A 26,845-nucleotide genomic window follows, 5' to 3' on the forward strand; every position below is an offset into this window, starting at 1 on the left:
TCTTCACAATTCCTCGTTAAAATTTCATATATGAAAGCCTTGCTCGGAATAGCAAGTGTTTGTGAGGATTGCTTGAAGTACATCATAACGTGACGGAATCATACTTTCTGGTAGTTCGTTGATTTTAAACCATTCAAGTTCTGCTATTTTATGTGGCTCTTTAATTTGTGGGGTTCCCGAAAACGTATCAATCCAAAAATAGCAATTAAAATAGGTGTTATCGTGATCTGGGTCATATAAATGCGTAAGGTGGACAAATTTCATATTTTTCTCTAGGACATCAATTCCGATTTCTTCCATGAATTCGCGACGCATACACATCGTTGCTGATTCGTGTGCTTCAATATGTCCGGCTGCCGCAAAATCCCAATGGTTATCCATAAAACCTGTATTCATTCTTTTTTGAAGCAATAGTTCTATCGTTTCCTGCTGGTGTCTAACGATTAGTCCCATCGTCGCACCGCGTGCTGTAAAATATTTATCCATAGTCCCTCCCAGTTCGTGAAATAATCATAGTACGATTCAATTCGAATATCAACTTGAAGAAACAATGTGAAATGTATCACTAATTTATCAAGCGTGGTTACCCCGAGTAACTAATACTTAATTTTTACTTCAATTTTATCTAAATCTGTGAAATTTACCCTTCTTTTTCTCAAATTCCACGATATTCTAGAAGTGGAGATGACAAATATCGATTTGTTATTGAAGGAGTCGAACATGGAAAATTTGATTACAGTCTTGAATTCTCTTGGTTTCACAGAAAATGAAGCAAAGATCTATATCTCATTGTTAAAGACAGGGCCGCAAAACGGTTATGAAATTAGCAAGTCAAGCGGTGTTCCACGCAGTAAAATTTACGTCCTACTTGAACGTCTATTACAACGTGGCATACTAACAAGTTCTCATAATGGCAAAAATGTCATTTACAAAGCTGAACCTGTATCCCGCCTAGAAGATATGGCAACCTTGGATCTCCAACGCAACCTTCAAGCGTTACGAAAAGAGACCGGCAAAATAAGTGAAACTGGAGACGACGATCAGATTTGGCATTTATCAGGATACGATAATATTCTGCTGCGTGTTGAGGAAATGATTCGCACAGCTGAGCACGAGTTATTAATTCAAATATGGCAACCCGAGTTAATGCCTCGTATTGAGCAAGCGATTCTTGCAGCCGAAGGTACGATTAAGATTGCGGTTATTTTATACGATGAAACGCAAGCGTATCAAACTGATGTTAAAAATGTCTATAAACACGGTTTCGAAGATAATCTCTTGGATGAGAATAATGCGCGGTGGTTAACGTGCGTTAAAGATGCTTCGGAAATGATATATGTTACCATTCCTAATATTCAGCAAGCAACCGCAATTCATACCACAAACAAGAGTATGATTTGGTTCTCAACTGAATATGTGAAACATGATGTTTTCTGCTTAAGACTGATTGATGATATGGGTGAACTCGCACACACACTATACGGTCCTAAGATTGCGAAACTTCGTGATATTTACACACTCCAATAGGAGGAAATTATGAATATCGTAACAACAATTTTAGTACTAATCGCTGTCGTGAATGGAATTTTTGCGATTACATTAGTACGTGACTTAGCAAAAAATAAAGATTCCGTCATGAAGGAACCGGGAAATCCCATTGTAATGGCAATCACCGAATTCTTTATGTTCTTATTATCTACTTTTGGTATTTCTGACTTTGCAATTGGGGCAGCTATTTATCCGAAATCAAAATGGGTTAGTGATGAAAAACTTCCTGGAACGCTTAATACACAATGTGTTATTCCAGTTGCGGTTATGGCTTTATCCTACATATCTGTCATTGAAGTTGACCTCACAACATTACTTGTCGCTATTTTTGCACAAGTACTTGGTGCCTATATCTCACCACGTTATGTCGTTAAATTACCCGTTAATACAATTAAAAAGTTTGTTGCAACAGGACTCATTATTGCAGGTGGCCTAATTGTTGCAGGTAAAGTTGGACTTTACCCTGCTGGAGGAACTGCAACCGGTCTTTCAGGATTCAAACTTGTCTTATTAGGCGTTCTTTCATTTGTATATGGTGCTGTCAATAATATTGGTATCGGTTCTTATGCCCTTACTTCTGCAACTGTTTATGCCTTAGGAATGAGCCCACTGGTTGCTTTCCCAATCATGATGGGTGCATGTACATTCTCAGTTCCTATTGGTTCAATGCAATTTATTAAACTTGACAGTTATTCACGTAAAATTACACTGTTTGCTGCAATCTTTGGTTCATTAGGCGTTCTCGTTGCTGTCTTTGTTGTTCAAAGCTTAGATGTCGCATTACTTCAATGGGTCGTTGTTGCAGTTGTATTATTCAGTGCTACACAGATGATTCTATCTGTTCGTAAGGGGGCTTAACACATGGAAATCAAAGTTATTAACAAAGCAATTATCGATGACGTTTATACAATGCTTGATGCAATTCAAGCTAATAAAGATGCACTTGCAATTTATTCACGCAATGGGTCTATCATTCCATTACGGACTAACATTGACGTAACTGCATTCGAAGGGCAAAGTCTATACATGCCTGGTTATGCTGCCGATGCACATGCATTGGGTGTAAAGATTGTCTCAGTTTATCCTAACAATATTGCGAAGGGCATCCCAAGTGTCCCTTCAACAATGGTCCTAATTGATGACGAAACCGGCCAAGTTATTGCCTTATTAGATGGTACATATTTAACACAAGTACGTACGGGTGCCGTTGCGGGTGCTGCAACAGATTTATTAGCCCGTCAAGACAGTAAAGTCTTTACAATTTTTGGTGCTGGTGGTCAGGCTGAGAGCCAAGTTGATGCAGTCCTAGCAGTTCGTGATATCGAACAGGTTTATGTCTGTGATCTTGACGAAGCCCGTCGTGAAGCATTTGCTGCACACATTGCTGAAAAGCATCACGTGAAAGCAGAAGCTGCTGCATCAGCAGAAGATGCTGTTCGTCAATCAGATATCATTACGTGTGTTACTACAACCCGTCGTCCACTCTTTGATGCCTCGTGGCTCAAAGCTGGTGCGCATGTTAACGGCATTGGATCGTACACTCCAGAAATGCAAGAAATTCCTGCTGAAGCAATTTTAAATGCTGATGGCGTCTATGTTGATACATTTGATGGTGTTCTGAACGAAGCTGGCGATTTCATAAAACCAATTTCAGAAGGTATGTTCACCAACAAAATTATCACAGGTGAATTAGGCGATGTTGTCAACGGCACAGTTGTTGGACGTAAAGACGCTTCACAAATCACCGTCTTTAAATCAACAGGGTCTGCAGTTATGGATGTTGTGAATGCACGTCGCATTTACGAAAAAGCTCTAGCACATAACGCTGGTGATTCCATCAATTTATAATCAAAACGTAAAAATACCACTCTATGAGCGGTATTTTTTTTGTTGTTCATCATAAATACTTTTTCCAGTTACAATCATCGTTATAATATCGTCATTATCTTCAATTGCTACTCCTTTTTTTCCAAGGTAATCGCACAGAATTGGAAGATCCTTGGATAGCGTTGCAGTAACATCGTGCGTATACACCGCACCATCGTTTGTTACGAGCGAAATATTGAAACTATCGGGTCCCCAATCACCAATTCCGATTCGTGGTCGTGATATATAGTTAATTTTAAAGACATCAATATCATCAAATGCATATGTTTTCTTGAATTGCTGAGGTTTAAAGATTGCAATTAGGCGCTCCCACCATGAATGATACTTGGTCGCAACAATATCCCGCTTACCGATGACAATCCGACCTTCCTTCACAACAATTAATGTCAGAAACATAAAGAAACCAAAGAAGATGAAGAATGTCCAGATGTAAGGACGTATCGTCATTGTCGCACCGAAGAAGAGTGCAAGTATAAATCCAATGAGCGTATGACGCCCCAATTTACGTTCCCCAATTTGATAAGGCTTCTTCAAGTGCTTGGATCCTCGCAATAGTTGATCAATTGAAACATCGTACAAATCACTAAGCATAATGATGTTTTCAATATCTGGCATTGATTCCCCGCGTTCCCATTTTGAGATTGCTTGACGTGAGATCATCAATTTCTCGGCGAGTTCTTCTTGCGTATAGCCATTCACTTCACGGTAGTATTTTAGATATTCGTTCAGTAACATATGTGCCACCTCTTTCTATCTAAAGCATAGTCAACTTTCTACATTTTGTAACGCAACGTGTGGTTTCTATCCGTGATTTTTCTGATATAACTTATAAATACTAAGTATCACAAAAATTTTAAAGACAATTTGTGACAGCATAGCGAGGAATGATCCACCAAAGCCAATTCTTAGCGTACTCAATAAATTAATTGCGATAATGATGCTAAGGATAATTGCAACTGTTTGTTTTGTCTGCACAACGAAATCATAATCACCTGCAAGATAAATGTAGTAGAACATTGCAAATGAAATGATGAGACCAATAACAGCATAAATTACTGCAATAATTTCTGGTCGAATAATAACAACTATATACATAAGACCTAGCATTCCCAATGTTGTATACCCGATTAAAATTACTAGAAGATTTAGCGCCATCTTAAAGTATCGATTCCACAACGGTGTTTTTCTGAGCATGTACAAGGAATACAATAGTAACCCCAACGACCCCACTAATATAATTGTAGAGTTCGTAATTGGTAATGACATGATGATCACTCCTACCAATATCCCCAGTAATGCATTGTTTTCTATTTTCTGAATATCTTGCCCCATAAGCTTCCCTGCTTTCTTTTTTTTATCATATCATGAATCCAAAATAATCGGGAAATCTCAAAATTAAAAAACTCTCCTTCGAGAGTTTTTTAACTAGTTGCTTTTAGCATTTCTTTTTTTCAACAAAAGAACTGCAAGCCCTCCGACAATAAAAGTAATTCCTACATTAACCATATTATTATCAATTCCAGTGTTCGGCAACGTTGCTGGTGTAGTTGTTGGTTCAACCGGTTTTACAACTTCAGTTGGTGTCACAGGATCTACGGGTTTTACCGGATCTACGGGTTTAACAGTATCTTTTTTATAAACAATCGTAAATTCTTTATCGACAGGACTGTAAGCTTCTTCGATATTTTCCGAAGATACAAGCGTGTAGCCATCAATGTTTGGTGCTGTGAATTTAAAAATCTCATCCACTACTAGTTGCTTCATCTCATCATCTCGAATCTTGTTACCATTTTCATCAACAAACTTGACCAATACACGAGGTAGTTTGATACGAATGTCAAAAACTTGATCTGCTTCTAAATAGTCATATCGTAAACTGACGTTTGGTGTGACTGGGATAAATTTCGACATGAAATCGCTTATATCATAAGCTTCACCAACAACGCTAAATTCTTGCATATATTCAGTATCAAATTTTCCATAAGACACGTCGGATGTCAGAAGTGTCTCAGCGCCATCTGCTCCTACAAGGTAAACGTTGAGTGTTAACTTTGATTTGGGTCCAAAATATGTTTGGACTTGATCGATACGTTTGCCTGTATCAATTTCTTTTTGGTGTAATTGATCATATGTCAACGTCGTTTCATACGACAACTCTTTCGATCCATCCGTATACCAAATTGAGCTTCCATAGTAAGTATACTCAGTGATGCGGAATAGATTCCCTTCAGTCACTTCATTAATGAGTGACTCATCGCTATGTGCAACCCATGTAGGACTGTCACTTGATAAGACATTCGACCAGTTTCCTACTGAGGGCGGTGTCGCTCTAATTCCAGCAACATGTCCATCTTCGTAATAGATATTTACTAAATTTTCCATTACATAGATTTCACCCTCAAACGGATCATTCTCTGCGGATACTGGTATTATTCCTAAAGATAAGACCAGAATCAATGAACACACTAAAGTACTTATTTTTCTTTTCATCAAAAATTTCCCCCTCCTGATGCTTACCTATAGTATACCACTTTTGAAATTCTATGCTAATTTATTAACAAAGTTTCAATAATTCACGACTTTCTTAAATCATCAGAAAACACAACTTTGTTTGGATCACAAAAACGAAAAAAAAAGACCACTGGTCTTCTACATTAATTTGGCACGCCCGACAGGGATCGAACCTGCAGCCTTTTGAACCGGAATCAAACGCGCTATCCGTTGCGCCACGGGCGTATGCACGATTATCATACCACGCTTGACACATTTATTTAAGTTTTAATTACATAATTTAACCTATTTTTGCGAATATGCTATGATTAGCTCACAAGGAGATTATATTATGATAAAAGTAGGTGTCCTCGGGATTGGTAATATTGCGCAAAAAGCCTATATTCCTGTCTATGCTGCACGAAATCATGATGTCGAATGGCATCTCTATTCACGCAGCCAAGAAAAGCTTGATGCTTTATCCCGTCAGTATAACTTTAGTAACACACATACCGATATTGATGCCATGATAGCGAGCGGTATTCAAGCAGTTTTTATTCACACTCCGACACAAACTCATGGGGATTTGATACGCAAATTTCTTAACCATGGTATCCATGTTTATGTGGATAAACCTATTAGCGAAAATATTCTTGAAGTTAGAGAACTTGTCGCCCTTGCCCAAGCGCAATCATGTGTTCTAATGACTGGTTTCAACCGTCGGATGTCACCACTCTATCAACAACAAAAAGATATCGCACAAAAGAATATGATTCTTGTGCAAAAGCATCGAGAACATGCAGATCAAGATGTAAAATTTGCGCTCTTCGATATGATGATTCACGTTGTTGATACGTTGGTTTATCTCATGGACACGCCCATCGTGTCCCATCACATCCGTGGTGTAACTGAAGCAGGCATTCTAAGCCACGCACACCTTGAATTACACGGTGACCATGTCACAGGCATGGCAACCATTAACATGCATTCTGGTGGTCGCAGTGAAGTTGTGGAAGTAATGTCACCCACTGGGTTTTACCGCTGCGTGGATATGAATGAGTTACTGATCCATTCAGATCAAGGGCACCATACAGAGCGATTTGGGGATTGGGTCCCAACGCTAGAAAAACGGGGATTTGTGCAAATTGTTGACCATTTCATTGAATGTGTCAAAACTGGGAAGCAATCCGACATATTTACCTTGGATGATGCATTAATCACCCACCAACTCGTTCATGATATATATGAAACAATAAAGGAGAAAGCATGAAAAAGATTTTACGACAAGCAACAATTTACCTTGCTTTAGGATTAATTGCGGGTGTATTCTACCGCGAATTTACGAAATATATGGCATTTACAGGTACAACACAACTTTCCATTTTACATACGCACATCTTAATGTTGGGTATGTTTATGATGTTGATGGTGTTAGTCCTTGCGAAGACATTTAAAATTCACCGTCATAAGAACTTCAAGAAATTTATGGGATTTTACAATGGTGGTCTTCATCTAACAATTTTGATGATGCTAACGCGTGGTACAACACAAGTTCTTGGCACCGAGTTATCCAAAGGCATGAATGCAGCAATTTCCGGAATGGCAGGACTTGGGCATATTATTTTAACAATCGGACTCGTTTACTTATTTATGATGCTTCGTGACAACACCCATGATGCCTAACATCATCACATAGGTTTGCTTAACAATATTATCTACCCATAAAAAAGGTTCTAGCTACGATAGCTTAGAACCTTTTTATTTTAGAATATGGATAAAACGTTATTTCAAATTTTTATTCTGTTTCTTTGCGTTTACGTTTTGATACAAGCACAGTAACAAGTCCGGCACCGACAATTAATGATGACAGCATCATTGTATTATTGTCTGCAACACCTGTTGCTGGTAGTTTATCTTTATCCGTTGTCTTATCGGGTGTTGTTGGTTTGACTGGATTTGTTGGATCTACTGGATCGACCGGATCAACTGGATCGACCGGATCTACAGGATCGATTGGGTCTTTCTCCTTCAGTCCAGCTACTGCCTTATCTAACATTTCGATGGCATCTAAGACATCTTGTTGGGTACTTGTTGTGCGAACTGCTACTCGGAACATAGTTGCATCTTCCGCAACATCCGCAGGCAGGTTATTAACAACATTCTCACCAAATTCAATTGCTGTTTCAAGATTCAAGACAGTCTCTTGAGTATATTTGTCAGTTTCAATTGCTTTTGCATCTGCAAGTTTTTGTTTTAAAAGTGCAATAGAATCTGCTTGTGGTGTCTTCACATCTACAAGTCCAGTAAAGGCTTTGTGAAGTGCATCGTACGCTTGATTGATTTCCGCTTGGGTTGCTGTTTCATTCGCCAATACGGCATTTGCATTTGCGAGTTGTGTGCTGAAAACTCCATAAGAAGCTTCTGTATATTGTGTTGCATCAACATCACCAATTGAAGCAATTAACGATACTAAAAGTGACTTATCAACTTTCTTAACAAGTTGTGATTCAATCGTTTGAAGACGTACGATGATTCCATCAACCGCTTCTTGTGTTGCTTCATCATCTGCAATGATTGTTTTCGCATCGGTAATCAATGTCTCTAGAAGTGCTTGTGATGCTTCATTGTACTGTTCTTTATCTAATGCTTCCACAGTGTTAAGGAGTGCAACAACTTCTTTTTTGTCAATCAATTCTGGTTTTGCTTCTAAAGCATCGATGGCATGATCGAGTGCAGTATGTGCGTTTTGAATCATTTCAAGTGTTGCATTTTCATCAGCAAGTACTGCTTTAGCATCTGTAATTGCTGCTACAAGATTTGCATATGTTGCTTTTGAATAATCTTTTTCTTTGAGTTTTTCTGCATTTTTTACAGCAGCATCCAAGTCACGTTTTGCTTTATCGACAGTTGGTACAAGCCCATCAATAGCTTCATTCAATGCACTCAATGCATCGGTATACGTATTATCTTCAATCGCTTGATTTTGATGAACTACTTTTGCAGTTTCGATTGCTGCTTTTAAGGTTGCAAAGGATGATGCTGAGTAATCTGCCTCTTTCAATGAACCTGCTTGATAGATACGTAATCCGAGTGCTTCATAATTGTCGAAGTAGTTTAAGCGAATTATTAATTCATTTGTTTCGCCTTCCACGACTGTGAATGGAATAGGTAGACCATCATATTTAACACCCACTGGGATTGATGTTAGAACAAGATCATATGTACCGACCGGTAATTGTGTGTTAAGTCCTGAATCGGATGTTCCACCGAGATTTCTAACTTTACCCATTGCGTCAATTACATCAAAAGTTGTGTTCAAGCCCATTTCACCAACATAAGCATGGATGTACATGTTTTCTGATTTACGGCTAACATAGTTTTGAATACTATTTTTCAGACTTTCTTCAATACCTTCATTTTGGGTTGTAACATAGATGCGTTCGCCAAATTTAGTAAAGTCTACATCTTCAAAGGTCACTACCCCATTATCATTTGCGACACCTGTTAAAACTGCTTCAGTTGCAGCAATTGCATCGTATAGACGTACTGTTGCTTTGGGTTCAACTTCTGATACTGTTACTTTTTTGCCTTCAAAATCGGCTTTAATTTGATATTGGGATACCATAGGAGTTTTGGTGAAACCACCATCAAACATTTGCCATTCATAAATACGAATAGCACCCCAAGGTGATGTACCTGAATTGGTGATATCTAATTTCCATTCTTGAGCTGTAATTGGTGTATCCAATAATACATCTGTTACTGCTTTAGTATTTCCTTTGATTGCTTTTGCTATTTGCCATTGACCGTTTTCATCTTTATATTGCAATGAGAAATCAACCGTATTCATGTTGTTTGCTTCACCACCATATTCAGCATGTTCAACACGCCATCTGGAAACACGTTGCGGTTCGCTTAATTTGATATCCATGTATCCAGATTTTTTATTAGTTGCGGCCCACTTACTATTTCCAGTTGCTGTTCCATCCAATGCTTTAGATGCTGGTTCTGCATCGTTTTCAAATGATACAGCTGTAACTTGTGCGTTCAAGGCAACGTTAACGGGTGCAACTTCGTTATTTTCATCACTTCCGTCCAGTGAAACACCCCATTCAAATGTGATGTCTTTACCTTCTGAACGATTGTTGCTTGCATCAAGTGTACGAATTCGAATTGTAGTTGTATCATCGGATTTCGCGTTGGCATCGGTACGGGTAATCTTGTCAGCATAGAAAGCTGTATTTGGTGTTGCCCCTAACAATACTTCTTTACCATCGTTGTTAACTTGGTAAACTTCGTATACGTCTGTTCCTTCAACTGCGTCCCATGATAATCGTGCACTTGCTTCTCGTGCGTCTTTAACGAGCGTTTCATCCACACGGGCATTAGCGGTATTCGCAAGGACACCTGCATTCTTACGATCAATTGTAAGTTGTCCAATATTTAGATTAAGGGTTTCTGCATCCGTATTCGTTACTCGCACACTTACTGCATAGATTGTTTTGCCTGCATGGGCACCTAAATCTACCGTTTGAGTACTCCACGCGTCATTGCTTGTAACTGGGAAATACGTCAAATCATTGTCTACATAGTTTTCGTTAAACGAAACGCCGAGTTCAATTTTAGCTGTTGTATTTCCTTTTAGAGTAACCGCAAGTTCGGTATCTTGAGTCACGTCTAGTTTTGTGCTATATAACATGACATTGTTGGTACTTCCGCCAGCTAAATTGCCTGATAATTTCAAAGAGTTACCACCATTATAGGCATCGTTAAAGTCGTAATCTACGTCTAAACGTGTTCCAACTTGATCTTTAATCCACCATCTCCAGGTTGGCATAATGTCTTGTGCTGAGCGGTAGTTCCATGTACGATCACGAACTTCTGTACCATCAACAAACCATTTTTTACCATGACCTGCATTAAAGCTTGTTCCAAAGGATGTTCCTTCAATGACTGATTTATCCGTTACAAAACGAGACATTCCTTTCCAATCCGCTGAATCATCCGCTAAACTTGGATCACCTTGAGGACCAGTATAAAGAATTTGCTCATGCTTGTTGAATTCTTCGGCACTGGCCGCGAATCCCATAGTCGAGTTTGGTGCATAAAGTGCGATAGAGCTCAATGCTTGACCATTCTCGTCTACCAATGCTTTCGTATTGATGTTAGTTTTATAACTATTTTGTTGAATTTCGAATCCTGCATATGCATCAAAAGGATTACGATCTAATGTATTGCGCATATAATCGTTCGTACCTTTTATTTTTTGTGCACTCCAGTTAAAGTTCATAAAGAACTCATCCACGGCATAGTCATTATCTGCGCCACGTTTTAACCAAATGTCATTTTTGCTATTAACGGCGTCTTGGTGTGACACTGATCCATTGTTAGCCATCGCGTCATACCATCCAATATTAATTGGATATCCCATTTCGCGTGATTTTTGACGTGCATAGACAAGCATGTCGTGCGTACTTTGGGCTACTTTTTCGGTAGAGCCATATGATTCTTGATTAAAGAAGTAGCCATCAAAACCAAAGTATTGTGCGATTTCAATGAGTTTATCCGCAACAGGGTAATTACCTTCCTCATCTTGAACAGACATATTTTTAAGTTCTTCAAGTGAATCATAATGACCCGTTCCCCATGGGAAATGAAGTGTTGCATAGACAGGAACACCATTTCGGTGTGCTGCATCAACGATATCTGGTGAAGGTACCGCAATAACACCTTCTTCTGAACTTGCCCAATAGATCATGGAATCAAGATATTGCCAGTTATCAAATGCATAAATATTAAAGTCTTCCCCTCCTGTTGAAGGCGATTGATCATGATTTGCATTCGAGATTGCTGCAGATGTAATCTTTGCCTCAGGATTTGCCAATTTATTGATTTGTTGACCTTGGAATCGACGTGATTCTAAAGGTACTGTTGAACGGTTAAGTTTTGCATCCGGGTCTGTTTCGGGTGACCATTTTAATAATGTTTCCAGACGAAACGCTGGTGCGAGTGGTTGTAGTGATTTTCCATTTTCATAGTTTTCATTCACTGCATCGGTACCATCACCGGTAATTGCAGCTTGAATTGTCATATTGCTTGCGAACATTGTGAAGGCAAGTGTTGTTGCTGTTAGACCAATGCAGGCACTACGAAAAAGCGATTTTACAAATCGTGTATTTTCATTTTTCTTCATATTTTCTCCTCAATAAACAATAAATTGGTAAACGCTTACAATATTATTATAGAGGATATGATTTATTTTTTAAGGTAAAAACTATAGTACATTATCCACATACTATAGTTTTCATTTCACACACAATACAATTTCGTTTAAGAATATTTAGACTCAACACTTCTATAAGGTTGGCTTTTTCACTCAGATATTTTACTGATTATCTCAAAATTTAAGCGTCACTCGCTTCTTGTAGTAAGGAAGCATTCATGACTGAATTTATAAGAAATTTGCTTATTTCATATCATCTTTATTAATGGAAAACCTGATCGTGATTTCCATAATATTTAAGAATTTCAGAACATGAACCTATAGTGCATATTTTATTGCACCCTTAAAATATCAGATGCCACATCACTAATTTAAGTTTTGATTTCATAGATTGTCTGTATTTTCAAAAGTATTATCTCTTTTTAGAATAAATATATTTTTTTTAGTATCATATAAACGACGGTGATAATCAATGCATTGATGAGTATTTCTGATAAAGACATACTTCTATAAAACAAGATTAAAAACATCAGTAAATTCCCTGCGAAAATAATTAAGAAATTCTGTATACTTTCTTTTTGTTTCATAATAGCTCCCTTTTATTCTAAAATACCATATCTAGGGCTAATTTCGTTCTTTTGGGTTTAGATGGTGTTTCTTGATGTTTAAGCTGCCATTAAAGTTCAATCGAACTTTATTGTTTTTATTAACCTTTTGGTTATTCTTCAGCAATACATAAAAAAACCGCAAAATTTGCGGTTTTAATTATCGATTGATTTTTGGCGCCATCTTCTTCTTTTTGAAAACGGATGTTATTTTTTAATGAGCTTGTTGAACAGTCTTCGTACATCAATAAACATGAATGAGAGACCCACGCTTACTAAAGCAACTGCCACGATCATAAAACTATTGTTATTTGACAATCCCGTTGCAGGAAGTGTTTGACTTTCTGACTTTGGTAGTGTGTCTGTTTTATCTGATGTAACTGGACTCGTTGGTTCCGTTGGATTCGCAGGTTCGATGGGTTTTTCAATATTGTGTTTGATCCATTTTGCGTAAAGGATTGTATCCTGCGTTACAGGTGTATCAAAGTTCCATGCTTCACTCAATTCAGGGTCGCGATACCAACCAGCAAATTGATACTGATCTTTAACAGGATCCTGAGGCTTCACTACTTTTTGATGTACCTCAACACTTTGCGTTTCTACAGCAGATCCTTCTTGCGTATCAAACACGACTTGATAGGTGTCGGGAAGTACCTCTTCTAATAGTATTTGAATCTTGAAATCTTCTGCAGGCATCGTTCCACTTAATAAACGATCACCTAAAATTTTATCAAACTTGTACCCTACGACAGATTCAATGTTAATTGCATATGCATCTAGGAATGTCGTCGTAAAGCTTCTACTTTGAATAACGTTTCCTGCTTTTGTAATATATTCAACTAGAATCGTAAATGGTTTCCGCTGTGCAACCGAAGATGCTTGAATAACTTTTCCTTGTTCCTTAAACGTTACTGTTTCAATTAATGATGAAGTGTCATACCCAGCAATTTCTGGAGCCTTAACCTCAACAGTCTCACCATAATTACCGGTTACTTCTGTTGTATAGATTTCATTACCTTGATCATCGTGAAACACTACAGTATTGGTAATCGTTTTGAGTTTCAGTGTGACCGTGAATGTTTGATTTTCTGGTGGCGTCGTACCGACGAGCCCAAAACCGTTGGTATCAACAGAAACTACATCGTATGCATCAAATGTTTCTAATTCAATCTCATAAGGATCCAAGTATAGTAATGTCATCATCTGAGTTTGGATTGGAACACCATTCTCTAAAACATAATTTACATTAATATTGATATCTTTTCGATAGTATGGAATACGCACAAAGTGATCGCCAGCTATAATCAAAGAAATGCTATCACTGTATCGCCCATAACCTGGTACTTCCGGAAATGGGATTTGAATGACTTTAGACGGATCTGCAAAGAATTGTTTCGTTACGGTGATGATGCTTTCATTAGAAATCTCATCGTAAAAATCGATGGTCACTGTCGATGGAATTTGTTCATAAACAACTTTCATTTCATCAGGTTGATATTCGTAAGGTGCATATTTAAATCGATGCGTAAATGACTCTTGGGGTGCTTTATAGCCTTTTATCTTAGGATATTGAATATCCGTAGTCGATCCATTTTCGCCGCTAATCAATACCGGTCTTGTTAATTGCTTCCCGGATTCATCAACAGGAATTATACTAAGCCACGATAGATAACTTGTATCATATTCAAGCAAAATTTCGACCGTTTTGTCTTCATCTGGCAATGTATAGTTTTCTGGATTGATAAACATGTATCCATCAAAATATAAATGTAATACTAACTTAGATGTTCCTTTTTTGCCTGTCACTTGTTGTTGACCGAGTTCTTCACCATATTTATTCACATATTTAAAAAGCAATGTGGACTCTGTGCTTGCACGAAGTAGTGACGTCTCATTCTCTTGTTGACTGAGTCCTTGCTCAGCATATATCGGTAAGTTTACACTCACACTAAGTAACACAACGACTATGAGTCCCGTTACTATTTTCTTAATTTTTTTCATAATTCCCCACCCTTTATTAATTTATTTTCATTTTACCACATTATGCATGTATACGCATATATATTAACCTAAGTCTTTACATCGATAAAAAAGAAATAGAAACGTGTAATTGTCGCTACTTCTTTCTTAAACCTTATTGAGTAATAGTATCGTAGAATTTTTTTGCTTCAATGACTTCCGCATCAACAAGTTGATGTCCACCGGGTTGTATATTTGTTGTTACAGGAATCCCTGCATCTTCAAACTCCTTAACAGCTTCTTCGAACTTTTCAAACGCGATGAATGGATCAATTTTACCACCTGTTGTATAGACATTAAGACTCGGTTGTGTTTTGAATGGAACACCCGGTCTTACTGATGAGGGGTGAAAAAGCATTGCACTCGTAAAGTCAGTCTCAAACTCTTTGAAAAGATTGATCGCAATATTCGATCCATTAGAATAACCAATAACGGATACTACAGCATCACCGAGTTTATAGTACTCCAAGAGTTGAAGCATTCCTTCGTGAAGTGCTGTTGTTTGTTTCGCTAAGTCTTTTAAATCAAAGCTTCCATCCGCATAGCGTTTAAAATAACGAAGCATTCCTTGTTCTTCCACAGCACCGCGGATACCAATCAGTGTTGCTGTTTCATCAATATATCGTGCAAGGTTTACCAAATCGTTTTCATTACCACCAGTTCCATGGAGCATAAAGATAACGCGATCGGTAGAACCATCATGTTTTGCATGTACTATCATAATTGTCCTCTTTCTAAATCTTAACGTACTTTGATAAATGCTTTGCGAAGTGCTTTGAGTTGCTCTTGCTCATCATCTGTCAATGGTCGTTCTTTTTCAAATGCTTTTATCGCATTAATCGATTCACGGATTTCATTTCGTTTGGTAATCATATCGTACTCGTATCGGTTTCGATATCCATATGTTTCAAGGGTATCTATTTCTTTAACGAATACTGGCATAAACTTACTTTCGATAATGAGTCGTTGTGCCTCAAAATGTTCTGGGATAATGAACGCTTCACCTAATGTTTCTACAGGTTCGTCAACAGTGACTCCTGGTGTAACAGTTGATAATTCAATTAGAATCCCACCACGCTCACGGAAGTAAATGGCATTAAAGTACTTGCGATTTTTAACTTCTGTTGGGAAGTATCCTGCACTGAGCAATTTTTCACGCCATGCCTCTTCGGTTCCACGTTCAATTGCAAATGCAATATGATGAACCGTTCCGTGTCCTTTGGTGCCGATTGTTGTTGTATGTTTACGGATGTCAATTAACCCGCCTAATCCCTCGTGGATTCGGAGTCGATAATATTCATCGTCTTCCGCAACAACCGAGTATCCGAAGAGATCGGTAAACAACGAAAGCGTTTGAGCAGGTCTTTCTGAGAAGAGTGCTGCATTATACAAACCTTTAATCGCTGTCTCTGGTTGTACACCATTGAATGCCCATTGACTGTTTGGACCTAACGGTGTTTCTACCAACTCAATATCCAATCCATGACGATCTGAGAATGCTAAATAACGCTCACCAAATCTTTCATAGGAATAATTGAAAATATCGAAGTGATCAAGTCTTTCTTTCCAGAAGTCGAGTGCTCCTGTATTCACTGCATAAGTAACGTATCCAACCTGACCATCTCCAATATCGCCTTCTTTAGAATCTGAAATTGGGAAATAGGTGGATAAGCCTGTACTGCCATCATGATTACCATAATAGAAATGGTACTCTTCAATATCGTCATAGTTTAATGTCTTTTTAACTAAACGCATTCCGAGCATTCCTGCATAAAAATCAACGTTTTCTTGTGCGTTTTTAACGACTGAAGAAACATGATGTAGTCCTAAAATTCTTTCCATAGTATAACCTACCTCCTTACCATGTTATTATATATTTTATGATTTTTGTTCTCAACTTATATGCTTAGATACCCTCTTTAAGCACTTTGGCAGGGTTTCCTCCAATTAACACATTATTAGGGAATGACTTGGTGACGACACTTCCCCCAGCAACGACAACATTATCTCCAAGTGTCACTCCAGGATAAATAACCGCAGCACCACCAATCCAAACATTGTCACCAATCGTAATTGGTTTACCTAATTCAAGACCACTGTTGCGTTCGGTTGCGTCGAGTGGATGCGTTGCCGTGTAAATCTGAACAGCAGGTCCTAGCATACAATTATCACCAAACGTAATCGGACACACGTCCAACATCACGCAATCATAATTACAGTAGAAGTTATCGCCTACAGTTACGTTGTAGCCATAGTCTAATTTGAGTCCAACGCCAAAGCTGGCATATCCTTTTGCATTGATGATCTGTTTGTATAAATCACTGCGTTTGTGATTATCTGCAATCTGTGCAGCAGCAATCACAATCTCGCGTGCACGCGTTGTATCGCGTTGCAACTCAGGGTCACCTGCATCGTAAAGCATACCTTGAATCATTTTTTCTTTTTCTGTCATAATGTACCTCACTTATACACTTATCCTATCACATTGACCCCATTTTTTTATGCCGTTTTTAGCGCTACACAGGACATTCTAAAAAGTTTAAAAATATCAAATTAACATAAAAGCGATATCTTAATAAGACACCGCTTTGTAGTTTTGATTATGAGGTCGTCTTGTCGGGATTTTCTCCACGATAAGCATTATCATCTGCTGCCTTGAAGAACGGATAGTAGATTGCGACTGAGATAATTATATTTACGAGTTGCAAAATAGATCCCATGATACTACCTGTGGCAAGATACCCACCAATAAGTGGTGGCATTGTCCATGGAACCATGACACCGTTTGTCATTGGAACAATCTTGAAGTACATCGCTGCATACGAAACAGTGAAAACAACAAGTGGAGCAAGTACATATGGAATAAGCATGATTGGGTTCATAACAATCGGGAACCCAAACATAACCGGCTCGTTGACACCGAAAATAGTTGGTGGAACGGCAATTTTCGCCAGCTCTTTCATTTGCTTACTGCGACTACGAAGTACCAGCAAGATGGCGACTGCAATTAACACACCACTTCCTCCCATCCAAACAAAGACATTGAAGAATGAATAGTTAATGATGTTTGGAATTTCTTGGCCTGCTTGGAATGCAATTCTGTTCTGATCAAGCATGAGCATATAAGTTGGTTGCATCACACTTAAGACAAGATCCCAACCGTGAATACCTACTGTCCAAAATAACGATGTAATCAATATTGCGACTAAACCACCAACATATCCACCCCCGAGATAAGACAATGGCTTCCCAAGGATTACCGCTATGATTTCATGCATGTTTCCAAAACCAGCAAATTCGATTACCAATCTCAGCACCCAAAATAACGTAATCGTCAGAATCGACGGAATTAGGGCAACAAATGATTTACTGACTGCTGGCGGAACATTCTCCGGCATTTTTATGACGATATCTTTTTGGACCATAATACGGAATATTTCCGTACTGATTAATGAAACGATAATCGCTACAAAGAGTCCCTTACTTCCTAAATAACCAAGTGGAATTCCACCGTCTCCTGTTAAGGGTGTTACCACCAAGAAAGCTGCGAGTGAGATGAATCCTGCTGACACACCATCCACTGCATATTTATTCGCAAGGCTGTTAGAAATTGCAAACACACAAATCAAGGCCATAATACTAAATGTAGCATCCACAGCATAATTTAGTTTCGTAACCCAATCCGGACCGAATATTCCAGACACAAATTCTGTATACCCTGGAATTGGTAGATTACCTATAATTAAGAATATTGATCCAACAATTATCAATGGAATTGAAGCGGCCATACCATCCCGAATAGCGAGAAGGTGTCTTTGACCACCTATTTTGATCCCCAACGGTAAAACCTTATTATCCATAAAATTACTAATCTTACTTCCCACTTAAATCACCCCTTCTATATTAAGTTTAAATGGTATTCCAATACTTTAATCATATGCAATTGATAGTGCCTGCTTAAGATCTGTGATTGTCATCTGAGCTTCCAACAACCCGATAAACAATCGCGTATGGGTGATATCCAATCCCCTGGCCTTCATTGTCTCAAGATTATCAAACTTGTATCCTGGAAGAACCATACTTTCATAACCACCCCAACTCACGCCTATTAAAAATGTTTCCAATGTATTAATAAAGGTTTGAAGTTTGGTAGTATCTTTATCCGTAAAGGTTATTGCAAGTAGGCTTCCATACCCATCTAAATATTTTTCACTGCGTTCAGCTTGTTGAATGTATGGATGATATATTTTCTCAATACGAGGGTCATCCTTGAGTGCATCAATTACCGCTTTGACGTTACTGTTATGTTTTTCCATACGAATGGGGAGTGTTCGGATTCCACGTATTGCTAGAAAACTATTCATAGGACTACATGTTGATCCCATCATTAGGTATCCATTTTGTTCCACTCTGCCTACACCCTCAGTTGTTCCCAATACTGCACCTGCAACAATGTCAGAATGCCCACCGATATATTTTGAACAAGAGTGTAGAATCAGATCAATCCCACTCTCTAGAGGTCTTTGAAACATAGGTGTTGCCCACGTATTGTCTATCATTGTAGTAATCTGTCTCGATTTCGCGATATCTGCGATTGCTTTTAAATCAACAATCTCAAATTTCTGACTTGAAGGACTTTCTAGATAGATTACGTCGGTATTGTCTTGAATTGCGCTTACAATTTCTTGGGTATCAACTGACATAACAACAGTATGAGATACTCCAAATTTTTCGAGACTTTTGATAAACTTCATGGCAGTCGAGTAAATAGAGTTAACAACAACAATATGACTGCCATTCATAACATAGGACTGCAATGTTGCACTTATTGCGCCCATTCCCGATGCAAAAACTTTACATCGCTGTGCGCCTTCTAGCTCTGCAAGGAGCACTTCAAGTTTATGCGTTGTAGGATTAGAACCACGTGTATAAACATAGTTGTTAAATTCATCCTTGCTTGCAGCAACATATGCTTCATAGCTCTTTGAATAGAAAGAGGATGTCATCGCAATCTCAGGAGAAATTGCGTAGTGCGATTGTTCATCCGGAATCACCGCTAAACATGTTTTAATCAATCTATCTTTTATCATAATCATTTCAACCTCGCTCTGAACTACATAAACCGTACCAAGTAACCGCTTACTTAACAACAATTTGTTCGTAAAGAGAAAAAAATTACCGCTCTTTTAAGAATTTGTGCTTAAATTGCGGTAATTTTCGACTATTTGTTTAAATATTCATCTTTTATTTTAACAATGTAATCCTGATTTTTGCTGTACTCAAAACGATACATACTCGCAAATATGAGATTGATGGCATAAGATATTGCGGCATACGAGAATACAGTTCGAACCAATTCATCTTCTTCACGCAGCGGTGGCAATGGAATAATATGGGTTGCAAGACGACCCACGGGACTTGATTCGTCGGACGTCATAGCGATAATTTTAGCTCCTCGTTTTTTTAGAATTTGACATGCATTCACGACTTCTGCACTTTTGCCACTATAAGATATTATGATTGCTGCATCCTTGGGTGTTGCTTGTGCACAAAGAAATGTCTGCTCTGGCTGAAGAAATGCTATCCGTACAAACTTCGATACTTTCAAAAGTTTATTTTGAAAGTCATGCACGCTGATAAAGCTATCGCTAATTCCAACGCCATATAAATTTTCTGCCTTGTTTATTTCCGCGATTGTCTCACTTACTAATTCTTTCGTTAATAACATTTGGGTCGCGGTAATGGCTCTTTTTTGAAGTGTTCCAATACTATCCACAAGTTCCACTTCATTGCTCTTCTCATTAATAATTATCTGCTCTTCTGTCATCATCATGTGAACATTCACAGATCGCAATAAACTGATTTGAAATTCCTTATACCCTTCTACACCAAGTTTTTTGCAGAAACGAGTTATTGTAGCTGTCGATGTATTCGTACTTTCAGCAAGCTCATGCATTGATATTGTTAATACGCGGTCTGTATGTTCTAAGACATAATCGGCAATGTGGCTTTGTACCGGTGAAAGACCCTCTTTTTTTTGTAATTTACTGTAAACCATTACGAACTCCTTTATTTAGAATCAACAATTCTTATACGCTACATACGAACCCTTACCTCAGAGTCCGTACTTCCAACAAGGTACTTATCAATTCGAACGAAAAATGCGATAGCAATTATCAAGAGATACTTTGTTTAGTCTATTGAAAGTTTCTTACCAATGAGCGCTCGAATCTCGGGTGTTGGATTCTCACCACTCTCAAGAAGATAGTGCGTATCGTCGACTTTCTTCAGATTATAGTTGAAGTATTCTGCATAACGATTCGCTTGGTAGTCAAAAATCGGACGCATCCATGGTGTTTTCAAATGAAGGACAACGGCACTATATGATCTATCATCTGGGCTCGGTTTTTCTAGAATATCGTAAACCCGATATTCCGAGGCAATTACAGATTCCTCGAACCAACTTCCGATATTTTCAGAATGCTCTGGATTGGGTTCACGTGGGTTTCCAAGTGATGTCAAGGTGCTCATAAACAACACGTTAAACGAAATCACGAATATCAAATATACAGAGACAGCAACCGCTAGATATTTCAGGTATTTATGAATCTTAGTATGTTTGATAATCTTCACAACTCCTAAAACGACTGCGGAAATGATGATTACCCATAAGATTCCTTTAATGCTGACTATATTCTCAAACAGGCCACTCCATCTAATAATTAACAATGAGATGGTAAGTGCTGCGAATACGTTGATCAAGTTCGTATATTTTTTACCTGGTTTGAAATCAGAGTATCGACCATGTTTCAAATTTTGATACTCCTTAAAATAAGAATAGGTATAGATTGAATACGTCAAAATCAAATATGGATAGAGTATAAATGTTCCAAGACTTGCCTGACTTGTTATCGTCATGTACTTTGCTTGGGTTGAGGTATACATCGTATACATCCACATTCCAATTAACATTAAGTAAAATAGTGCGTTCCGTTTTAAGCGCTTTTTAATCGGTTCAAGCTCTAACTCCTGAATATTATGAGCCTCATCGAATGCTGGTTCGTGCGTTTTGAGGATCGCAATGGGTTCAATCCAGCCCACGATAGTTCGGCCAAACGTCTTCATAAATTCACGAAATGCATATTCATTATTACCCCAACCTTTAGAATTACGTGATGGCATCGGAATCAATTCGTATCGAAGGGTCTTATCATCACTAGATTCGAACTGTTGAAAGAAGAGCGTGAAACGTTTTAAATGATACCCTTCTTGTACTTTTTCATTAAGATAGGCTTCGTAATGCTTATACTGGGACAATTTGATACGTCTGAATTCAATCATAACTTTCCTCCATTGAGATTCCCTCTTGGGCTAACATTGTTATCATTTCTTGATTTGGTTCAGTGCTGTTGTGAAGCACATAGACATCCGTCGATGCTTCAATGATGGTGAAATCATGCTCCGTTGAATAGCGCAACATCTCATAATCTAATAACGGACGCATCATCGGCGCATGCAACCGCATCACGATAACCGTTGAAGTTGGTTCAAGTATTGCTTCCCCACCCTCTCTAGATTGCATGTCGCGCAATGTGTATCGTGATGCGAACACCGATTCACTATACGTAGCAACGACTGATTCCGTTTCATAATAGCTTGGGTGTGCATGAACAACTTTTTCTTTATAGGGTTGCATCCCCAAGAGTATTCCGATTGCAAGTATAAAACCAATACAACTGACACCAATAAACTTGGTGCGTTTTGACGTTGTTTGTTGGGACGAAGATTTTAAACGGTAAATAGTGTCGAAAGTATGCACACCTATCAAAAGCCAAAGACCCAATACTAGTTCCCACTGATTGGCTAAGTTGAACATTCCAATAACCAAGAGTCCTACAAAAGTAATAAAAGATAGTACTGAAGCAATGCCTTCATAACGATAACCAGGTACAAAGCGAACAAATTGCCGATTTTGAAGCCGTTCGAGATCGTGTCGCGTATCTTTTAGCGTTTTAAAACCAGTAATGGATGTATACGAGAATAGAAATAGCGACCAAACTTTTAGGGAATTGGTGAGAATGTTGAGATCTGTCGCAAGTACAATTTGAATCAATATAAGTACAACGACTCCGATCTGCACTCTTCCATTCCATCGCATTTGGCGAATGTGTCTTTGAAGTGGTTCAAGGTCTAAGTCCGTCGAGATGTCGCGTGTTGAAATGTTTGATATCGATGTTTCAAAAATAGCAAAAGGACCGAACCAAGCGATAAATTTACGATCAAATGATTCAATGAATGCTTTAAACTCACGATTATTTTCTAGAAATCCTTTATACCTTCGGTGGGCTTTGGGAATGATTTCATATCGAACGTTAATGTCACTATTTTTTTCAAATCGTTGATAGAGTGAATAGAAACTTTTGAGATGATACCCTCTCGTAACCATCTCATTCAAGTATGCCTCATACGCTACGTATGCAGAAGGACTTACATTTCGAAATTCAAGCATTTCAACCCTCCTTTCTAATTTTCTTTGAGCACCTCTTGGGCATCAAGTATTATTTGCTTGTAATTATCAATCGCATTATGGAGCGCAGAGGTTCCTCTAGTTGTCATTGTATAGGTACGAGCACGACCTTCGCGGTTCGTTTCATAAATATAGCCATCACTCTCGAACTTCGCAAGTATTGTATACAGCGTTCCTGGTCCCAAGACAACACGACGGTTCGTTTTCTCTGCTACCCAGTCTACAATTTCTTTCCCAAACATATCACGATGTTGCAGTGCCATAAGAACATAAATCATTGTTTCTGTCATGTACACCTCCAATATCGACCAACGATATCATCTATCGATATTATAGCACAGTCTGTTTAACCTACCAAATAAAAAAAAGTCACAAAGTGACTTTTAAAGGCGATACAACGTATAAGACGACCGTGAGGTATAAGGAGTGTCTGCGGAAAAAATGTCGCCTTGTCCAAAGTTGATCGCATTCGCAGGGAACTGCGGCTCGATTGCAAGGGCACTAAAATTGTGTGCGTCCTCACCATGTTCCTGTTTAAAGGTTTCATCAAAATAATTCGCAAAGTAAAGACGTAAAACTGGTAGTGATGTTTCACACACCAACATCCGCGTTTGCGTTTTTAGATAGAGTTTTCCATCAAGGCGATAATCGTGATCAATAAAGCGTGTTTTTTTAAATTCTGGATGCTTCTGTGTTAATGCTTCTTCGATTGATTTCCAAGCTCTAAAATCAAATGCGGTATGCGCAACATTGAGCGTAACACCATCATTCGCTAAACTCGCATCAACCGTGTAAATTTCATTAGCTTCAACTTTTAAAGAATGGTTTGCGAGAGAATTGCTTCCATCTAAATTAAAGTAATTGTGTGTCGTAATGTTGACTGGAAACGGTTCGCTCGGAAGGGCAGATGTTGTAACAATGAGTTGTGCATCTTGGAGTTGGTAGGTTATTGTCGTCTTGAATGTTAATGTATAACCATCATGTGGTGTATCCTCCAACTCAAACCGAATGCCATCCTCTATTATTGTGTATGAGAATGTTTTAAAAGCATGTGATTGGTAACCACCGTGAAGGTGGTTCGGATGATTGTTGATTGAAAGTGCATATTCTTTTTTATCCACACATAAGTGACCGTCTTTGATGCGTCCAGCGGTTGGACCAACAACACTACCAAGATACACTGGATTGGATTCATACAAATCGAGGTCTTGGTAGCGAACAACACAGTTAGGCTCATTCACAAATCCAAAATGAATTAGTGTTGCACCGTACGTTAACACACGAATATCGATGATACCATTGGATAATGCAATAACATCCGTAAATGCCTCATGTAAAACTTCAACGTTTAATTTCATGAGAACCGTCACCGATTTCTGCGACATAAAAGTTTGCTTCATAACCAATAACTTCTTTGTATTTGTTTCCAACGTTTTTGATAAATGTTGGAATGGCATCGGTAGTAACAATTGCTATTGCACACCCGCCAAAACCAGCGCCTGTTACGCGGGCACCAATACATGATGCTTCGTCCCATGCTGCTTCAACAATGGTATCAAGCTCTTTACCTGTAACTTCATAATCATCTTTAAGACTTTTGTGACTTGCATTGAGCAGTTTACCGAATGCAAGAAGTTCACCATGACGCAGTTTACGAACCGCACGATGAACACGATCATTTTCACTGATGGCATGACGGGCACGTCGGTATGCAACCATATCATCTCTAAAGGCATCCACAATAGCTTCTAATTGTTCGCGGTTGAGTTGGCATAGTTCACTGACATCGTAATGATTCTGAATGATTGATAAAGCGCGTGCACATTCCTCCAAACGTTCATTATATTTTGAATCAGCGAGTGCCCGTTGTTTATTCGTGTTCATAATTACGATTTTATGACCTTCCAATTGCACCGGTACGCGTTCATAATCAAGTGTTTCGGTGTTAAGACGCAATGCTGTATCCTTTTGTCCAAACATAACCGTAAATTGGTCCATAATTCCCGTATTTACCCCAATATACTGATTCTCAGAATCTTTGGTAACAACCACAAGATCGAGATCACTTAATGGCAATTGATTAATTTTACGAATAAATTCTGCCGTCACAATCCCAAGCGACGCACTACTGGACAATCCCGCACCATTTGGAATATTACCATAGTAAAGTACTTCAAATCCCGTATCGATAGATAGTCCTTTTTGTGCAATGGTTGCAATGATCCCTTTAGCATAGTTTACCCAACCATGATTTTCATCATATGCTAAGTCTGATGCGTCAATTTCTAAGACCTCTGTATCCGAAACATTGAGTGATACAAAGCGAAATTTATGATCATCGCGGATACGCACCAAAGCGTAGGTACCATTTGTAATTGCACATGGAAATACGTTACCGCCACTGTAATCAATATGTTCACCAATCAAGTTAATCCGACCTGGTGCAAAAAATGCGTAATCATATTCTTTCCCAAAAACCGACTCAAATTTATTCTCTAATAATTCCATAATGCCCCTCCTAAAAAGACTCCCTAAGCTTATTTTTTACGCATTGATTTACGAATATCTAACGCTACTGCAATAACAATCACAATCCCTTGGATAACGTTTGTCATATCTGGTTTAACCCCTAAATATGCTAAACACACTTTCAATAGCTCAAAGACAAAGACCCCAAGTAAGATTCCAGGAACGGTCCCTTGTCCTCCTGTTGTTGATACCCCACCAATAGTAGCAGAAGCAATTGCTTCTAATTCATAACTTGTACCTGATGAAGGTCCTACGGATCCTGTTTTTGCGGATAGTAAGTAACCAGCCAGTCCATAAAGTGCCCCTGCAAGTACAAAGATTTTGATTTTAGTGCGTGGCACGTTAACTCCTGAAACTTCAGCTGCTTGTTCGTTACCACCAATTGCGTACATATTTTTTCCGTAACGGGTTTTATTATAAAGAACCCACATGACGATACCGACAATCGCTGCAATAATTACCAAGTATGGGATGGTCCCAAACAGTTTCCCTTGACCAACTTGAATGTACGAGTCTTTAAATGTCCCAATTGGTTGGTTACCACTATAGAGCATATTGAATCCATAAATCATAATTTGTGTTCCCAAAGTTGCCAAGAATGGTGGAACGTGGAAATACGCAATAATGATACCATTCATTAATCCTAACAATGCACATGCTGCGATAACGATTAGCAGTGGCACAAAGATTGGTAAATCTGGTAAATTCGGAAAAAACTTGCCAACAAAATCAGGTTGCTGTACTAATGTTCCTGCTAAAATTGCGGAGAATCCAACAATTCGACCTGCAGACAAATCGGTTCCACGGATAATCAATGTTCCCGAGATACCAAGCGCAATGATAAACCGTACTGACGTATTAGCGAGAATGTTTGATGCATTTCCAATGGTAAAGAAATTACTTTGGGTAGTCCCCGTGAAAATAATCATAACCGCTACCACGATGAACATTGAGTAATCGGTAAGTATTTTTTGAATATCTATTTTTTTATCTTTTTTAAATAATTTAGTTGTCATA

The 26,845-nt window shown here is 38.4% G+C and carries 23 protein-coding genes and 1 tRNA gene; 5 read left to right on the forward strand and 19 right to left on the reverse strand.

Annotated elements, in window-relative coordinates:
• Positions 1–24 precede the first annotated feature (24 nt).
• Positions 25–486, reverse strand: coding sequence for an NUDIX domain-containing protein (locus G7061_RS08995; RefSeq protein ID WP_166120725.1), 462 nt, complete (start codon positions 484–486; stop codon positions 25–27).
• A 234-nt stretch (positions 487–720) separates the two neighbouring features.
• On the opposite strand from G7061_RS08995, the gene G7061_RS09000 reads away from it, so the two are divergent.
• From G7061_RS09000 to G7061_RS09010, 3 genes are read left to right on the forward strand one after another with little or no spacing between them, the layout of a single operon-like run.
• Positions 721–1,527 (forward strand): TrmB family transcriptional regulator, encoded by an 807-nt coding sequence (locus tag G7061_RS09000; protein ID WP_166120728.1) that lies wholly within the window; start codon positions 721–723, stop codon positions 1,525–1,527.
• A gap of 9 nt (positions 1,528–1,536) precedes the next feature.
• Entirely contained in the window at positions 1,537–2,406 is an 870-nt protein-coding gene (locus G7061_RS09005) for a sulfite exporter TauE/SafE family protein (RefSeq protein ID WP_159633657.1), read from the forward strand.
• Between the two features lie 3 nt (positions 2,407–2,409).
• Complete coding sequence (locus G7061_RS09010) at positions 2,410–3,396, forward strand: ornithine cyclodeaminase family protein (protein ID WP_159639219.1); 987 nt, start codon at positions 2,410–2,412, stop codon at positions 3,394–3,396.
• A gap of 21 nt (positions 3,397–3,417) precedes the next feature.
• Here the strand turns inward: G7061_RS09010 and G7061_RS09015 are convergent, their stop codons facing one another.
• The 4 genes from G7061_RS09015 to G7061_RS09030 form a co-directional block, all read right to left on the reverse strand.
• A complete protein-coding gene (locus tag G7061_RS09015) occupies positions 3,418–4,170 on the reverse strand; it encodes a helix-turn-helix domain-containing protein (RefSeq protein ID WP_166120731.1) in 753 nt (250 codons plus the stop codon).
• A gap of 66 nt (positions 4,171–4,236) precedes the next feature.
• The gene (locus G7061_RS09020; RefSeq protein ID WP_166082238.1) at positions 4,237–4,767 is read right to left on the reverse strand and encodes a hypothetical protein; all 531 of its coding nucleotides are present in this window, start codon (positions 4,765–4,767) and stop codon (positions 4,237–4,239) included.
• A gap of 93 nt (positions 4,768–4,860) precedes the next feature.
• Positions 4,861–5,925, reverse strand: a complete 1,065-nt coding sequence (locus G7061_RS09025; protein ID WP_166121343.1) for a MucBP domain-containing protein — start codon at positions 5,923–5,925, stop codon at positions 4,861–4,863.
• Positions 5,926–6,095: 170 nt separating this feature from the next.
• A tRNA-Arg gene (locus G7061_RS09030) sits at positions 6,096–6,171 on the reverse strand.
• A 106-nt stretch (positions 6,172–6,277) separates the two neighbouring features.
• Between G7061_RS09030 and G7061_RS09035 the strand changes: the two genes are divergently transcribed.
• Both G7061_RS09035 and G7061_RS09040 read left to right on the forward strand, forming a co-directional pair.
• Positions 6,278–7,195: a Gfo/Idh/MocA family protein gene (locus G7061_RS09035; RefSeq protein WP_166082239.1), complete on the forward strand. Its 918-nt coding sequence runs from the start codon at positions 6,278–6,280 to the stop codon at positions 7,193–7,195.
• Positions 7,192–7,608 carry a DUF2871 domain-containing protein gene (locus tag G7061_RS09040; RefSeq protein WP_159633675.1) on the forward strand — a complete coding sequence of 139 codons (417 nt, stop codon included), beginning with the start codon at positions 7,192–7,194 and terminating at the stop codon, positions 7,606–7,608. The genes G7061_RS09035 and G7061_RS09040 overlap by 4 nt, the downstream gene beginning before the upstream one ends.
• 112 nt (positions 7,609–7,720) lie before the next feature.
• On the opposite strand, the gene G7061_RS09045 is transcribed toward G7061_RS09040, so the two are convergent.
• The 14 genes from G7061_RS09045 to G7061_RS09110 all read right to left on the reverse strand — a co-directional run bounded on the left by G7061_RS09045 (position 7,721) and on the right by G7061_RS09110 (position 26,844).
• The gene (locus G7061_RS09045) at positions 7,721–12,118 is read right to left on the reverse strand and encodes an LPXTG cell wall anchor domain-containing protein (RefSeq protein WP_166120734.1); all 4,398 of its coding nucleotides are present in this window, start codon (positions 12,116–12,118) and stop codon (positions 7,721–7,723) included.
• Positions 12,119–12,960: 842 nt separating this feature from the next.
• Positions 12,961–14,754, reverse strand: coding sequence for an InlB B-repeat-containing protein (locus G7061_RS09050; protein ID WP_166120737.1), 1,794 nt, complete (start codon positions 14,752–14,754; stop codon positions 12,961–12,963).
• A gap of 133 nt (positions 14,755–14,887) precedes the next feature.
• Entirely contained in the window at positions 14,888–15,493 is a 606-nt protein-coding gene (locus G7061_RS09055; protein WP_159639225.1) for an alpha/beta hydrolase, read from the reverse strand.
• Positions 15,494–15,513: 20 nt separating this feature from the next.
• Complete coding sequence (locus G7061_RS09060; protein ID WP_159639226.1) at positions 15,514–16,614, reverse strand: VOC family protein; 1,101 nt, start codon at positions 16,612–16,614, stop codon at positions 15,514–15,516.
• A 64-nt stretch (positions 16,615–16,678) separates the two neighbouring features.
• On the reverse strand, positions 16,679–17,224 hold the full coding sequence (locus G7061_RS09065) for a DapH/DapD/GlmU-related protein (protein ID WP_207948883.1): 546 nt from the start codon (positions 17,222–17,224) through the stop codon (positions 16,679–16,681).
• A 148-nt stretch (positions 17,225–17,372) separates the two neighbouring features.
• Positions 17,373–18,656 (reverse strand): PTS cellobiose transporter subunit IIC, encoded by a 1,284-nt coding sequence (gene celB, locus G7061_RS09070; RefSeq protein WP_201288170.1) that lies wholly within the window; start codon positions 18,654–18,656, stop codon positions 17,373–17,375.
• Positions 18,657–18,701: 45 nt separating this feature from the next.
• Positions 18,702–19,868 carry a PLP-dependent aspartate aminotransferase family protein gene (locus G7061_RS09075; RefSeq protein ID WP_240914417.1) on the reverse strand — a complete coding sequence of 389 codons (1,167 nt, stop codon included), beginning with the start codon at positions 19,866–19,868 and terminating at the stop codon, positions 18,702–18,704.
• 125 nt (positions 19,869–19,993) lie between these two features.
• Positions 19,994–20,830, reverse strand: coding sequence for a MurR/RpiR family transcriptional regulator (locus G7061_RS09080; protein WP_166120741.1), 837 nt, complete (start codon positions 20,828–20,830; stop codon positions 19,994–19,996).
• A 134-nt stretch (positions 20,831–20,964) separates the two neighbouring features.
• Complete coding sequence (locus G7061_RS09085; protein ID WP_166120744.1) at positions 20,965–22,113, reverse strand: DUF2812 domain-containing protein; 1,149 nt, start codon at positions 22,111–22,113, stop codon at positions 20,965–20,967.
• Complete coding sequence (locus tag G7061_RS09090; RefSeq protein WP_166120747.1) at positions 22,106–23,281, reverse strand: DUF2812 domain-containing protein; 1,176 nt, start codon at positions 23,279–23,281, stop codon at positions 22,106–22,108. The genes G7061_RS09085 and G7061_RS09090 overlap by 8 nt, the downstream gene beginning before the upstream one ends.
• A gap of 14 nt (positions 23,282–23,295) precedes the next feature.
• Entirely contained in the window at positions 23,296–23,589 is a 294-nt protein-coding gene (locus tag G7061_RS09095; RefSeq protein WP_159633698.1) for a PadR family transcriptional regulator, read from the reverse strand.
• A gap of 93 nt (positions 23,590–23,682) precedes the next feature.
• Positions 23,683–24,657 (reverse strand): hypothetical protein, encoded by a 975-nt coding sequence (locus G7061_RS09100; RefSeq protein ID WP_166120751.1) that lies wholly within the window; start codon positions 24,655–24,657, stop codon positions 23,683–23,685.
• Positions 24,641–25,807, reverse strand: a complete 1,167-nt coding sequence (locus tag G7061_RS09105; RefSeq protein WP_166120755.1) for a galactokinase — start codon at positions 25,805–25,807, stop codon at positions 24,641–24,643. Before G7061_RS09105 ends, G7061_RS09100 begins: the two co-directional genes overlap by 17 nt.
• Before the next feature lie 29 nt (positions 25,808–25,836).
• The gene (locus G7061_RS09110) at positions 25,837–26,844 is read right to left on the reverse strand and encodes a beta-methylgalactoside transporter (protein WP_159639231.1); all 1,008 of its coding nucleotides are present in this window, start codon (positions 26,842–26,844) and stop codon (positions 25,837–25,839) included.
• Position 26,845: the final 1 nt, after the last annotated feature.

It is taken from the genome of Erysipelothrix sp. HDW6B (genome assembly GCF_011301115.1).
GTDB lineage: Bacteria > Bacillota_I > Bacilli_A > Erysipelotrichales > Erysipelotrichaceae > Erysipelothrix > Erysipelothrix anatis.